Raw genomic sequence first — 12,938 nt, forward strand, 5'->3', positions numbered from 1 at the left:
GAAAAGCAGAAGGCCCCTTGCGGGGCCTTCTTCGTATTTGAAGCGGGCTGCGATCAGACGAACGCGGCCAGCGCGCCCTTCATCTTCTGCAGCGCCTTGACTTCGATCTGGCGGATCCGCTCGGCCGACACGCCGTACTCGTCTGCCAGCTCCTGCAAGGTGGCGCTCTCGTCATCCGCGAGCCAGCGGCGGCGGACAATCGTGCGGCTGCGTTCGTCGAGCGATTCGAGCGCGCTCTCAAGGCCCTCGCTCTGCAGGCGGTCACGCCCGCGCGACTCGATCACCGCCGTCGGCTCGCTGCTGGCGTCCGCCAGGTAGGCGATCGGCGCAACACGGCCGTCGTCGTCCTCTTCCGGCCCTAGCTCCAGCGAGACATCGCCGCCCGAAAAGCGGGTTTCCATCTCACGCACTTCTTCGGGCTTGACGCCCAGCACGCGCGCCATCTCGTTCACGTCGTGCGTGTTCAGCGTCGTGCTGTCCGTCTTCATGCTGCGCAGGTTGAAGAACAGCTTGCGCTGCGCCTTGGTCGTGGCGATCTTCACCAGACGCCAGTTCTTCAGGATGTACTCGTGGATCTCGGCCTTGATCCAGTGAATCGCAAAGCTCACCAGGCGCACGCCACGATCCGGGTCGTAACGCTTGACGGCCTTCATCAGGCCGACGTTGCCTTCCTGGATCAGGTCGTTGTGCGGCAGGCCGTAACCGAGGTAGTTGCGGGCCACCGATACGACCAGGCGCAGGTGCGACAAGACCAGCTGGCGCGCGGCATCGACATCCTGCTCATCACGCAGCCGGCGCGCGAGCGACAGCTCCTGCGCTTCCGTCAGGATCGGAAAGCGATTCGCCGCCTGGATGTACTGATCCAGACTGCCAAGGGCCGAAGGAACCGGGAACGAGAGGGAAGTAGTCATCTGTCGTGCACTCCTGCAATACCGTCAGTGCAATTTTAGCACTCGACGTGTGGGAGTGCTAATTGTGCCTGTGAGTTCCACCGCGTGCATGCGGAGGTGTAATCAGGTGTTGCAGCGCGCACAGCGCGGGCCAAACCGCCGATGACGACGAGACGGGCCAGCCAAGCGCGGGGCGGCAAGCCAGCAAGACGCGCGCCCAGGCCGGACGGCCGGGCGCGTGTTCAAGCGGAAAGAGGGGGGCTCAGGCGACCGGTTCGAGTTCCGACGCGTAGAACAACGCTTCAAGCGTGGCGCAGGCTTCATCCGGGTCCACGCGGACGTACCACATCGCTTCCCGTGAGGCGCCGCCAATGCGGTTCTTGCGCACCAAGGTGCCCGTCCGACCATTGAAGTAAGCCTGACGCGCTGCGGTGTTGGCGTCCAGATGGCCAATGCGGACGCGATGGCCGACTTCGAAGGTTTGGGTGCTCATGCTCATGTCTCGTTTGTGTTTGCACGGCTGCGCCGGGGTGGCGTAGCGGTCTTGTCTCTGGATGCCATTCTTCGCCGGGGGCGGAGCGGCGTCTTGATCACTTTGGTTATTTTAGTTGTCGAAAATGACAAAAAGCTATGCTTTTCGCGTTTTCTGATCTTGCGCTGCATCAGTGAAACGCACGGATGTATGCCGGCGAGCTAGTCGCGCTTGGGTGCGAGAGAGCAAGCGTTTGTGCGCATTTCGGCGCCGTACGCGGAAATAGACGCCAACTTTGGGTTGGCTGCCGGCAAAAGGCGGCGGCGGATACTGCGGTGCGGCAAAGTGTTTCGCCGGCGATCCGCCACCGGCGTCTGCACTTGACCAGAATTGCGCAATTTGCGTTCGGCGTCGGCGCTAGCGGGATTCCGGCGCGCCGGCCTTGATGCAGGCCACCGCGTGCGAATCGGCCGCCAGCCCGCGCAGTGACACGGTTTGGGCGGCGCAGGCGGCTTCTGCCTGCGGGCAGCGCGTGCGGAACACGCAGCCGGATGGCGGCGCGATCGGGCTGGGGAGATCGCCCTCGAGAATCTGGATCACCTTGCTGCGTTCGAGCGCGGGGTCGGGAATCGGCACCGCCGAGAGCAGGGCGCGGGTGTAAGGGTGGGCCGGTGCGTTGAACAGCGTATCGGTCGCCGCGGTTTCCATGACGCGGCCCAGGTACATCACCATCACCCGCTGGGCGATGTGCTTGACCACCGCCAGGTCGTGTGCGATGAAGATCAGCGCGAGCCCTTCTTCGGACTGCAGATCCATCAGCAGGTTGATGACCTGCGCCTGGATCGATACGTCGAGTGCGGAGACCGGCTCGTCGCAGATGATCAGCTTGGGTTTGACGATCAGGGCGCGCGCGATGCCGACGCGCTGACATTGCCCGCCCGAGAACTCGTGCGGGTAGCGGTTGATCACGTTGGGCAGCAGGCCGACGCGTGCCATCACCCGTTCGACCTCGGCCTTCACGTCGCTCGAACTGATGCCTGCCTTGAGCATGCGCAGCGGTTCGCCGATGATTTCGCCGATTGTCATGCGCGGGTTCAGCGAAGAGAGCGGGTCTTGAAAGATCATCTGCATTTCGGCGCGCAGGCTGCGCCAGTCGCCTTGCGCCAGCCCGGCCAGTTCGCGGCCGTTGAGCTTCACGCTGCCGCCACTGATCGGGTTGAGGCCGATCAGCGCACGCGCGAGCGAGCTCTTGCCGCAGCCCGATTCGCCGACGATGCCGAGCGTTTCGCCCGCATTCAAGCTGAAACTGACGCCGTTCACTGCCTTGAGCTGGCGCGCAGGCGCCCAGGGCAGCAAGCCGCTGCGGCCGACATTGAACTGCACCACGAGATCGCGAACATCCATCAAGGGGGCGCTCATGCGATCACCTCGCTCGCGCCCGCTTTGGCGATCTCGGCGACGCTGCGATGGCAGGCACGCTGGCGCGCGCCGTCGAAAGTCTGCAAGGGGGCAGGCTTCAGGCAGGCTTCAAAGCGTTCAACGCAGCGCGGCGCGAAGGGGCAGCCGGGCGGCAGCGCAAGCAGGTTGGGCGGATTGCCCGGAATCGTCGCGAGTCGGTCGGCGCCATGCTGGTGATGCATCTGCGGCACCGCATGCAACAAACCCTTGGTGTAGGGGTGCGAGGGCGAGCCGAACAGATCATCGACCAGGGCTTGCTCCATCACCCGGCCGGCGTACATCACCAGCACCTTGTCGCATACGCCGGCCACCACGCCCAGATCGTGCGTGATCATGATGATGGCGGTCTGGAAGTCGCGCCGCAGATCGGCCAGCAGCTTGAGGATTTGCGCCTGCACCGTCACGTCGAGCGCGGTGGTCGGTTCGTCGGCGATCAGCAGCTTGGGGCGGCATAGCAATGCCATCGCGATCACCACCCGCTGGCGCATGCCGCCGGAAAGCTCGTGCGGGTACATGCCCATGCGCTTGGTCGATTCGGCAATCTTCACGGCGTCGAGCAGCCGTACTGATTCGGCGAAGGCGGCCTTGCGATCCAAGCCCTTGTGGAAGCGCAGCACTTCCGTCAGCTGATCGCCCACCTTCAGGTAGGGGTTCAGCGAGGTCATCGGATCCTGGTAGATCATCGCGATCTCGGCGCCCCGGCGCTCGTTGAGTTGCGCCTCGGTGAGGCTGAGCAGATTCACGCCGCAGTAGCGCACCGCGCCGCTCGCGCGGCCGTTCTTGGCCAGCAGGCCCATCAGCGCGAAGGCGGTCTGGCTCTTGCCGCTGCCCGATTCGCCGACCATGCCGAGCGACTCGCCCGCCGCGAGCGTGAAGGACAGATCCGACACCGCGGCGACCTCGCCTTCTGGCGTGGCGAAGCGGACGTTGAGGCTTTCGACTTGGAGAAGCGTGCTCGTCATGGCTCAGCGATCCTTCGGGTCGAGCGCGTCGCGCAGGCCGTCGCCGATGAAGTTGAAACAGAACAGGGTGGTGACCAGGAAGGTCGCCGGGAAGGCGAGTTCCCAAGGTGCGGCTTCGATTGACTTGGCGCCTTGTTCGAGCAGCGCGCCCCACGAAGTCATCGGCTCCTGCACACCAAGGCCAAGGTAGGAGAGGAAGCTCTCGAACAGGATCATCGAGGGCACCAGCAGGGTGGCATATACCGCGACGATGCCGAGCACGTTGGGCACGATGTGGCGGGTGATGATGCCGAAGGTCGAAACACCGCACACATGCGCCGCTTCGACGAACTCCTTGCGTTTGAGCGAGAGCGTCTGGCCGCGCACGATCCGCGCCATATCGAGCCAGCTCACCGCGCCGATCGCCAGGAAGATCAGCCACAGCTCGCGGCCGAAGAAGGTCATCAGCAGGATCACGAGGAACATCACCGGAAAGCTGGCGAGGATTTCGAGCAGCCGCATCATCACGCTGTCGGTCTTGCCGCCAACGAATCCTGCGGTGGCACCGTAGAGCGTGCCGATCAGCACCGCCACCACCGCGCCGAGCGCGCCCACCATCAACGAGATCCGCCCGCCCAGCAGGGTGCGCACATACAGATCGCGGCCGAGGTTGTCCGAACCGAACCAGTGTGCGGTTTCGGCCGAGGGCGCGGCATGCATGTTTTCGAAATCCGGTTCATCGAAGGCGTGCGGCGAGGCCACGCTGCCAAAGGCGCACAGCAGCACGATGATGGCGAGGATCACGAGGCTGGCTACCGCCGCGTGGTTGCGCAGGAAGCGCCGGCGCGCGTCGGCCCACAGGCTGCGGCCGCGGATGCTCAGGTTGATCGATTCGTCGAGGCCGGGCAGCGGCGGCAAGGGCTTGGCAAGGCGCAACGCCTCGCGTGCGGAAAGCGTGGTCATGGGGCGAGTGCCTCAGTGGATGCGGATGCGCGGGTCGATGAAGCCGTACAGGATGTCGACCACGGCGTTGAAGAAGATCGTCAGCGCGCCGACCAGGATCGTCAGGCCCAGCACCATCGGGTAGTCGCGGTTGAGCGCGCCGTTGACAAAGAGCTGGCCGATGCCGGGGATGCCGAAGAAGGTTTCGACGACGACCGAGCCGGTGATGATGCCGACAAACGCCGGCCCGAGGTAGGAGATCACCGGCAACAGCGCGGGCTTCATGGCATGGCGCCGCAGGATGTAGCCCATCGGCAGGCCCTTCGCGCGGGCGGTGCGGATGAAGGGGCTGGAGAGCACCTCGATCATGCTGCCGCGGGTGATGCGCGCGATCACCGAGATGTAGTGCTTGCAGAGCACCGCCACCGGCAGCACCACATACGCCAGCGCGCCGCCTTCCCAGCCGCCGGCGGGCAGCCATTTGAGCCAGATCGCGAACACCAGCGCCAGCACCGGGGCAAGCACGAAGTTGGGCAGCACCACGCCCACCATCGAAACGCCCATCACCGCGTAATCGACCCAGGTGTTCTGCTTGAGTGCGGCGGTGATGCCGGCGCTGATGCCGATCAGCATCGCCACGATGAAAGCCATGATGCCGAGGCGGAAGGACACCGGCGCTGCGGCATACACCAGGTCATTGACGCTGAAATCCTTGTACTTGAACGAAGGCCCAAAATCGCCGCGCGCCAGATCGGCGAGGTAGCCCAGGTATTGCTGCCACACCGGCTGGTCGAGCCGGTACTTGGCGGCGATGGCGGCCATCACTTCGGGCGGCACGTTGGCTTCGCTCGAAAACGGGCCGCCGGGCGCGAGGCGGATCAGGAAGAAGGTCACCGTGATGAGCACCAGCAGGGTCGGCAGGGCTTCAAGGAAAACGCGGCGGAAGATGAACTTGAGCATGGATGGGGCCTGCGGCGATCAGTGCGCGAGGATGTAGAGGTCGCGCGTGAGCACGCGGCCTTCCGGGTTGCGGCCGTAGCCCTTGACCCAGGGTTTGATCAGCCGCCGGTTGCTGTAGTGGTAGATGTTTGCGGTCGGAAAGTCCTGCGCCAGGATGCGCTCGGCATCCTGGTAGAGCTTTGTACGCTCGCCGGCGTCGAGCGTGCTCTTGGCGCGGTCCATGATCGCGTCGTACTTCGGGTTGTTGTACTTGCCGTCGTTGTTGCCATGTTTGGAATGGAACAGGTCGAGCATCGTCGAAGGCTCGTTGTAATCGGCGATCCAGGCGTAGCGCGACACTTCGAACTGCCCGCGGTTGCGTGAATCGAGGAAGGTCTTCCACTCCTGGTTGACCAGCACCACTTCCACCGGGCCGATCCGGCGCCACATCCATGCCACCGCCAGCGCGATTTTCTTGTGGCCTTCGTTGGTGTTGTAGAGCAGTTCGAAGCGCAGCGGCCGGTTCTTGTTGTAGCCCGCCTCTGCGAGCAGGCGGCGCGCCTCGGCTTCGCGCTGCGCCTGCGTCCAGCGCTGCCAGTCATGCACGATCGGGCTGTAGCCTTGGGCGCTGTCAGGCGTGAAGCTGTAGGCGGCGGTTTCGCCGGTGCCTACCAGCTTTTCTGCAATCACTTCACGCTGGATCGCCAGTGACAAGGCCTTGCGCACCCGCACATCGTCGAACGGCTTCTTGCGGAAGTTGAAGACGTAGCAGTAGGTGCCCAGCTGCGGCCAGGTCGCCAGCTCGTTCGGGATCTCGCGGCGGATCTGCTTGAGCTGCTCGGGCGGCACGCCGCCGTCGGCGGTCATGTCGATGCCGTTGGCGCGGTAGCGCTGGTACTCGGCGGACTGGTTGTTGATCGGCAGGAAGGTGACCTTGTCGATCACGGTCTTCGCGTTGGCCCAGTAGTGCGGGTTACGAACCAGCACGATGCGCTCGTTCACCACCCGCTCGGCGAGCTTGTAGGGGCCGTTCGAGACCAGCTTGCCCGGCTCGGTCCATTTGTCGCCGTACTTTTCGATCGCCTTGCGCGGCACCGGCATCAAACTGCCATGCGCGAGCGTGGCGATGAGGTACGAAACCGGCTTTTCGAGCGTGACCTCCAGGGTGTGCTCGCCGAGCGCCTTGATCCCCAGTTCGGAGGGCGGCACCTTGCCTTCGACGATCGCGCGGCCGTTCTTCACATTGCTGGCCTTGCCCAGGTACCACGCGTACTGCGAGGCCGTCTTCGGATCGACCATGCGCTTGAACGAGTACTCGAAGTCGTGTGCGGTGACGGGGCTGCCGTCAGACCATTTCGCGTTGCGGCGCAGCGTGAAGACCCAGACGCGCCCATCCTCGCGGCTTTCCCACTTCTCCGCGACGCCCGGGATCACCTGCCCGTCCGGGTTGAGCGTGACCAGCCCTTCGAACAACTCGACCGCCATGTTCGATTCGGGCCGCCCCTCCGCCTTGTTCGGATCAAGCGTCGCCGGCTCGGTGCCGTTGCCGCGAACGATTTCCTGGATGGGGTGCAACTTGGTGCCGGGCGGGACTTCTGCGGCGGAGAGGCTGTTGCTTGCGATCTGCGCAAGCAGTACGGCGGCGAACAGGGCCGTGCGCATGCGTGGGGGCTCCTTTGGCGGGGCAGTTCAGACGAGGGCGTCGGGTCAGACGCGTCTGCTCACCTTTGGTTCGCGAGGGGTGCCCGCGATCGGTGATCTGGACGAAGGCTGCAAGGTTAGGGGCTTGAGTGCGCGCCTGCAAGCGTCTGCCGGCCAGTTTGGACGCTGTGCGACCTTTGATCGTGCTCAAGCGCGGTGGCGCGGCCCTGCGGCAGCATCGCAGTCTGCCGTTTTCCCGCCCGCAGGCGGGGCATACCTATAAAGCCCGTCCGAACAGAGCAAACATGTCACGTAGCCCACGCCTCATCCATCTTTCTCACGAACACGCCTCGGCGCTCAAGCTCGCGTTGGCGGTGCGGGCGCTGACGCCGGACGATCCTTCGTCGTTGCCGGCGATTGCCGCACGCATCCGCGAGACCTTCGAGCGCGAACTTTCGGTGCACTTCCAGGAAGAAGAGCACCATGTCGTGCCGCGGCTCGAAGCCGCTGGGCGGCACGATCTGGTCGAACGCACCCGCCTTGATCATGACCGCTTGCGCGAACTTGCCGATCAGCTCAGCCAACCCACCGTCGAAGGCGTGCGGGCGTTCGCAACCGCGCTGACGGCACATGTCGCCTTCGAAGAGAACATCGTGTGGGAAGCCCTCGAACCGGGCGCCGGGATGTCCTTCGATCCCGAAGCAATCTGATCGCCCGACACGGCGCGCACCCGGAGCGCCGTGGCTTCACGCGCGCAGGTCGTCGGTACCGTGTCCCAGCAGGCTGTGGCCGAGCAGCGTGGCTTCGTTCGCGATTTCGTGCTGATCGCAACGTTGCTCGAATGGCGACTCGATGCCTTTGCCGTGCAGGCGGCAATGCGAGCTGTCCGGTGCAAAGTGCCGGCAGAGTCCTGCACAGGGGAGTGGCGACAAGGCGTTCATCTGGTTTTCGAGTCATTACGCAGAATTCAGTTGGCGGATTGTCCTTGAACTGCCATGACAGGCTTTGTCGAAAGTTGCGAATTTAGTAAATCTTGCGATTCGCGTCAGGGCGTCAGTCCCTGGCCTGGCTGCGCCCACGCCCGTTCGCCGCGCGTGAAACCCCTCTGCTGGACGCGCGCCGTCCGCAAATCGTCACTGACTGCGTCTCCCCGGTAGACTGCGGCGTTTTGGGCGCGGCGCCTCGTGCCCGACGCTCGGCTAGCGGAGACTCCGATGCTGCATCGACTGCCCGGCGCGTGGTTGTGCGCGCTGCTGTTCGCCCTGATTGCCACGCCGGCTGCGGCGTTCAAGCTTGAACAAACGCCGGGCGCCTTGTCGCGCACGGTCGTACCGATCGAGTACAAGATCGAGATCGAGGCCGATCCCTACGCCACAAGCTTCGCTGGCCGTCAGACGATCCGCTTCGAGGTGCGCAAGCCGACGCGCGAAATCCTCCTGCACGCCGACGGCCTTGCGGTGCAGGCAACGGCCCTTGATGGCCGTTCGCGGGATCTCACGGTGGAAACCGATGCGCAGGCGCAAACCGCGACGGTGCGCCTGCCCGCCATGCTCGAACGCGGCGTTCACACGCTGTCGCTGGCGTGGCAGGGCAAGCTTGAAGAGAACGAAGAAGGGCTTTACGTCGCGCGCTACCGCACGCCGGACGGGGCCATCAAACGCATGCTCGCGACGCAGATGGAGCCGGTCGGGGCGCGCCGCATGCTGCCGCTGTTTGACGAGCCCGCCTTTCGTGCGCGGTTTGATCTGAGCATCACGACACCGGCCCGCTTCACCGTGCTCAGCAACATGCCGCAGGCCAGCGAAAAGCTGCTCGACGACGGCCGTAAGCGGGTGCGTTTCGTGCCCACGCCAAAAATGGCGTCTTACCTCCTGGCGCTCGCGGTGGGGGAGTTCGAAGCGACGCGCGCGCGTCACGACGGCATCGAGTTGGCGATCTGGTCCACCGAGGGGCGCGCGGCCGATGCCGGCTATGCCCTGGACGCGACGAAAAGCATCCTCGACTACTTCCATGCCTACTTTGGCAGCCGCTACCCCCTGCCCAAGCTCGACCAGATCGCCGTGCCCGGCAAGCAGGGCGCTATGGAAAACTGGGGGCTGATCACCTACGGCGAAGAACTGCTCCTGCTCGATCCAGTCCGCGTCAGCCAGAAGCAGCAGCAAGGTGCCTTCATCACGATCGCGCATGAGATTGCGCACCAGTGGTTCGGCAATCTGGTCACGATGGCCTGGTGGGACGACCTCTGGCTCAACGAGGCCTTTGCCGAGTGGATGGGCGTCAAGGCGGCGCTGACGCTCAACCCGCCCTGGCAAGCTGGCGCAACCCTGGTCAAGGAGCGGGAAGAGGCCATGGCGGCCGATGCCCTGGTGACGGCCCGGCCGATTGCGCGCACGGTGCTCAGTGATGCCGCGGCCTTCGATTCCTTTGATTCGGCCACCTACAACAAGGGCCACATGGTGATCGGCCTGCTGGAGCAATACCTCGGCGAAGTGGCGTGGCGCGACGGTATCCGCGCGCACCTTGCCAAGCACGCCTACAGCAATGCAAGCGGGGCGGACTTCTGGAGCACCCTCGCGCGCACGTCGGGCAAACCGGTTGGCGGATTCGCCCAGGCGTGGACCAAGCGGCCGGGCCATCCGATCGTGTTTGCCGAGCAGGTCTGCGAAGACGGGCAGGCGAAGCTGAGCCTGCGCCAGTTGCGCTACGGTTTCGGCGCGGTGGCGGCCGCCCCCGACAGCTGGCCACTGCCGCTGCGCTTTGCCGGGCGTGAGGGCGAGCCCGCGCAGACGATCGAACTGGGCGATGCGCCAGCGAGCCTGAGTGCGCCGTCCTGCAAGCCAGGCCTGACGCTTGAGCCGGCGCCCTTCGATCTGTGGCGGGTGGCGTGGGATGACGCGAGCCTGCACGCCTTGCTCTCGCGCTTTGCCCTGCTGAGTTCCGAGCAACGCGCGCGCCTGCTCGGCGATGCCTGGGCGCTGGCGCAGACCGGCGACGTACGCTTCGAGACGGTGGTCGCGATGCTCGATGCGCTGCCGGTATCAGACACCCCGCAAGCCTGGAGCGTGGCGCTTTCGGTGATGAGCGAGGTCAAGCACCTTGCGCAGGGCACCCCCCAGGCTGCCAGCTGGGATGCGCGGATTCGTGGCTGGCTGGCGCCGGTGGCTGAACGCCTGACGGCGCTGCCGGCCGATCAGCGCGCGCAGGCGGCTTTCAGCACGCTCGCCAGCGATGCGTTGATCCTGCTTGGGCGGGCCGGCGATCCGGCGGTGCTGGCCTTGGCGCAGCAGCAGTTTGCGCTGACCAGCCCCACGGTTGAGCGCGATCTCTACTACGGCTTGCTGCGTGTGCTTGCCGCGCGCGGCTCTGCGGCGGAGTTCGACGCGGTGCTCGCTCGCTTCCGCAGCAATGCGGACCCGGCCATGAACTGGGCTTACGGCCGCGCGGTGGCGCAGGCGCGCACGCCCGAGGCGGTGAGCGCAGTCCTCGCGCTGACGCTCGGCGACGAGATTGCGCGCAACGTGCGCGGCGAACTGGCCGGCTGGCTGGCCTACAACGGCAACGGCCCGGCCGTGTGGGCCTTTACGCTGGAAAAGCGCGACGCCCTGTTTGCCCGGGCGCCCGCCTGGTCGCGGCGTTACATCCTCGCCAACCCGCTTGAAGGCACGCGCGATCCGGAACTGGCCGCGCAGGTGCTTGCCTACGCCCGGGCGCAGCTGCAGGCCGAAGACTTGCCGACCATTGAGCAGGCGGTGGCCGAGGTCGAGCGCCTGGCGCTGGCCTGGCAACGCATTGCTGCCGCCCTTGAAGCCCAGCGCGAGCCCGGCGAGCTGAGCGCCAGCGCCGTGCAGCCATGACCGCGCCGATGAACGCTCCGCACCCGCTCAAGCGCCTCTTCGGCCATGCCCGCCAGTACCGGCGCGATGTGTGGCTCGCATCGCTGTACTCGGTGCTCAACAAGTTCTTCGATGTGCTGCCGGAGGTGCTGATCGGCGTGGCGGTGGACGTGGTCGTCAATCGCAAGGATTCCTTCCTCGCCCGCGTTGGCGTGCATGATCCGAAGGACCAGCTGGTGCTGCTCGCGGCGGTGACTGCGCTGATCTGGGTTGGCGAGTCGCTGTTCCAGTACCTCTACGACGTGAAGTGGCGCACCCTCGCGCAGAACCTGCAGCACGACCTGCGGCAAGAGGCCTACCAGCATGTGCAGCGGCTGGAGATGGGCTTCTTCGAGCGCCAGCGCACCGGCAACCTGATGTCGATTCTGGGCGAAGACATCAACCAGATGGAGCGCTTCCTCAACGGCGGCGCGAACGATCTGATCCAGGTGTTCTGCTCCTCGCTGATGGTGGGCGCGGTGTTCTTCATGCTCACCACCGAACTCGCCTTCCTTGCGCTGGTACCGGTGCCGGTGATCCTGTACGGCGCCTTCTGGTTCCAGGCCCGGCTGGCGCCGCGCTACACCAGCGTGCGCGAGGCGGCCGGCACGCTTGCGTCGCGCCTGTCGAACAACCTGCTCGGCATCGCAACGATCAAGGCCTACACCGCCGAGGCCTACGAGGCCGAGCACATCCGTCAGGGCTCGGACGCTTACCGCGTGCGCAATGCCGAGGCGATCCGCCTCTCGGCCGCGATCACGCCGGTGATCCGCATGGCCATCCTTGCCGGCTTCACGGTGACCCTGCTCTACGGCGGCCTGCTCACGCTGAATGGCGAACTGGGCGTTGGCAGCTACTCGGTGCTGGTGTATCTGACGCAGCGCCTGCTGTGGCCGCTGACCCGGCTGGCCGACATGACCGACCTCTACCAGCGTTCGATGGCCTCGATCGAACGGGTGATGAACCTGATCGACACGCCGCTCGCGATTGCCTACGAAGGCCGCCACCTGCCGGCCGGTTCGGTGCGCGGCGAACTGGTGTTCGACCAGCTTGAATTTGCCTATGGCGAGCAGCCGACACTGCGCGGCATTGCACTCACGGTGCCGGCGGGCAGCACGGTGGCTTTCGTCGGCAGCACCGGCAGCGGCAAGAGCACGCTGGTCAAGCTGCTGTTGCGCTTCATCGAGCCGCAGGCCGGCCGCATCCTGCTCGACGGTGCGCCGATCAACGACGCCAACTTGCAGGATCTGCGCCGCGCGATCGGCTACGTCGCACAAGACAGTTTCCTTGCCGATGCCTCGGTCGCCGACAACATCGCCTACGGCCTGCCCGGCGCCCGGCGCGACGACATCGTCGCCGCGGCGGTGGCGGCCGAAGCGCACGAGTTCATCGCACAGATGCCGCAGGGCTACGACACGCCGGTCGGCGAGCGCGGCCAGAAGCTCTCCGGCGGCCAGCGCCAGCGCATCGCGCTCGCTCGCGCGATCCTTAAGAACCCGCCGATCCTGGTGCTGGACGAAGCCACCAGCGCGGTCGACAACGAAACCGAAGCGGCGATCCAGCGTTCGCTCGAACGCATCACGGTTGGCCGCACCAGCCTGATCATCGCCCACCGCCTTTCCACCGTTCGGCACGCCGACACCATCCACGTGATGGAGCAGGGCCGCATCGTCGAGCACGGCACCCACGACGCCCTGCTCGCCGCTGACGGCCAGTACGCCGCACTTTGGCGGCTGCAAACCGGCGAAAGGATGTAGGCTCGCGAACTTGTCACGCGATCCGC

The 12,938-nt window shown here is 65.5% G+C and carries 11 protein-coding genes; 3 read left to right on the forward strand and 8 right to left on the reverse strand.

Annotated features, from left to right (window positions below; genetic code table 11):
• Positions 1 to 53: 53 nt before the first annotated feature.
• The 7 genes from rpoH to OPU71_RS05340 form a co-directional block, all read right to left on the reverse strand.
• Positions 54 to 911 carry an RNA polymerase sigma factor RpoH gene (rpoH, locus tag OPU71_RS05310; RefSeq protein ID WP_267725870.1) on the reverse strand — a complete coding sequence of 286 codons (858 nt, stop codon included), beginning with the start codon at positions 909 to 911 and terminating at the stop codon, positions 54 to 56.
• A gap of 241 nt (positions 912 to 1,152) precedes the next feature.
• Positions 1,153 to 1,383 carry a hypothetical protein gene (locus OPU71_RS05315; protein ID WP_267725873.1) on the reverse strand — a complete coding sequence of 77 codons (231 nt, stop codon included), beginning with the start codon at positions 1,381 to 1,383 and terminating at the stop codon, positions 1,153 to 1,155.
• Positions 1,384 to 1,779: 396 nt separating this feature from the next.
• A complete protein-coding gene (locus tag OPU71_RS05320) occupies positions 1,780 to 2,781 on the reverse strand; it encodes an oligopeptide/dipeptide ABC transporter ATP-binding protein (protein WP_324256034.1) in 1,002 nt (333 codons plus the stop codon).
• The gene (locus tag OPU71_RS05325; RefSeq protein WP_267725877.1) at positions 2,778 to 3,782 is read right to left on the reverse strand and encodes an oligopeptide/dipeptide ABC transporter ATP-binding protein; all 1,005 of its coding nucleotides are present in this window, start codon (positions 3,780 to 3,782) and stop codon (positions 2,778 to 2,780) included. Before OPU71_RS05325 ends, OPU71_RS05320 begins: the two co-directional genes overlap by 4 nt.
• Before the next feature lie 3 nt (positions 3,783 to 3,785).
• Positions 3,786 to 4,724, reverse strand: a complete 939-nt coding sequence (gene oppC, locus OPU71_RS05330) for an oligopeptide ABC transporter permease OppC (RefSeq protein ID WP_267725880.1) — start codon at positions 4,722 to 4,724, stop codon at positions 3,786 to 3,788.
• A 12-nt stretch (positions 4,725 to 4,736) separates the two neighbouring features.
• Positions 4,737 to 5,663 (reverse strand): oligopeptide ABC transporter permease OppB, encoded by a 927-nt coding sequence (oppB, locus tag OPU71_RS05335; RefSeq protein ID WP_267725882.1) that lies wholly within the window; start codon positions 5,661 to 5,663, stop codon positions 4,737 to 4,739.
• An 18-nt stretch (positions 5,664 to 5,681) separates the two neighbouring features.
• A complete protein-coding gene (locus tag OPU71_RS05340; RefSeq protein WP_267725885.1) occupies positions 5,682 to 7,304 on the reverse strand; it encodes a peptide ABC transporter substrate-binding protein in 1,623 nt (540 codons plus the stop codon).
• 284 nt (positions 7,305 to 7,588) lie between these two features.
• Here OPU71_RS05340 and OPU71_RS05345 point away from each other — a divergent pair, with 284 nt between their 5' ends.
• The gene (locus OPU71_RS05345) at positions 7,589 to 7,993 is read left to right on the forward strand and encodes a hemerythrin domain-containing protein (protein WP_267725888.1); all 405 of its coding nucleotides are present in this window, start codon (positions 7,589 to 7,591) and stop codon (positions 7,991 to 7,993) included.
• Between the two features lie 36 nt (positions 7,994 to 8,029).
• On the opposite strand, the gene OPU71_RS05350 is transcribed toward OPU71_RS05345, so the two are convergent.
• Complete coding sequence (locus OPU71_RS05350) at positions 8,030 to 8,224, reverse strand: hypothetical protein (protein ID WP_267725891.1); 195 nt, start codon at positions 8,222 to 8,224, stop codon at positions 8,030 to 8,032.
• 273 nt (positions 8,225 to 8,497) lie between these two features.
• Between OPU71_RS05350 and OPU71_RS05355 the strand changes: the two genes are divergently transcribed.
• Together OPU71_RS05355 and OPU71_RS05360 are read left to right on the forward strand one after the other, a co-directional pair.
• Entirely contained in the window at positions 8,498 to 11,137 is a 2,640-nt protein-coding gene (locus OPU71_RS05355) for a M1 family metallopeptidase (RefSeq protein WP_267725894.1), read from the forward strand.
• A gap of 8 nt (positions 11,138 to 11,145) precedes the next feature.
• A complete protein-coding gene (locus OPU71_RS05360; RefSeq protein ID WP_267725896.1) occupies positions 11,146 to 12,912 on the forward strand; it encodes an ABC transporter ATP-binding protein in 1,767 nt (588 codons plus the stop codon).
• Positions 12,913 to 12,938 lie beyond the last annotated feature (26 nt).

Origin of the sequence: Niveibacterium sp. 24ML, from assembly GCF_026586805.1 — a bacterium.
GTDB lineage: Bacteria > Pseudomonadota > Gammaproteobacteria > Burkholderiales > Rhodocyclaceae > Niveibacterium.

Coding starts and splice junctions, on each gene's coding strand:
- OPU71_RS05345 (WP_267725888.1), top strand. CDS start 7,589: ATGTCACGTAGCCCACGCCTCATCCATCTTTCTCACGAACACGCCTCG.
- OPU71_RS05355 (WP_267725894.1), top strand. CDS start 8,498: ATGCTGCATCGACTGCCCGGCGCGTGGTTGTGCGCGCTGCTGTTCGCC.
- oppB (WP_267725882.1), bottom strand. CDS start 5,663: ATGCTCAAGTTCATCTTCCGCCGCGTTTTCCTTGAAGCCCTGCCGACC.
- rpoH (WP_267725870.1), bottom strand. CDS start 911: ATGACTACTTCCCTCTCGTTCCCGGTTCCTTCGGCCCTTGGCAGTCTG.
- OPU71_RS05360 (WP_267725896.1), top strand. CDS start 11,146: ATGAACGCTCCGCACCCGCTCAAGCGCCTCTTCGGCCATGCCCGCCAG.
- OPU71_RS05315 (WP_267725873.1), bottom strand. CDS start 1,383: ATGAGCACCCAAACCTTCGAAGTCGGCCATCGCGTCCGCATTGGCCAT.
- OPU71_RS05350 (WP_267725891.1), bottom strand. CDS start 8,224: ATGAACGCCTTGTCGCCACTCCCCTGTGCAGGACTCTGCCGGCACTTT.
- oppC (WP_267725880.1), bottom strand. CDS start 4,724: ATGACCACGCTTTCCGCACGCGAGGCGTTGCGCCTTGCCAAGCCCTTG.
- OPU71_RS05320 (WP_324256034.1), bottom strand. CDS start 2,781: ATGAGCGCCCCCTTGATGGATGTTCGCGATCTCGTGGTGCAGTTCAAT.
- OPU71_RS05340 (WP_267725885.1), bottom strand. CDS start 7,304: ATGCGCACGGCCCTGTTCGCCGCCGTACTGCTTGCGCAGATCGCAAGC.
- OPU71_RS05325 (WP_267725877.1), bottom strand. CDS start 3,782: ATGACGAGCACGCTTCTCCAAGTCGAAAGCCTCAACGTCCGCTTCGCC.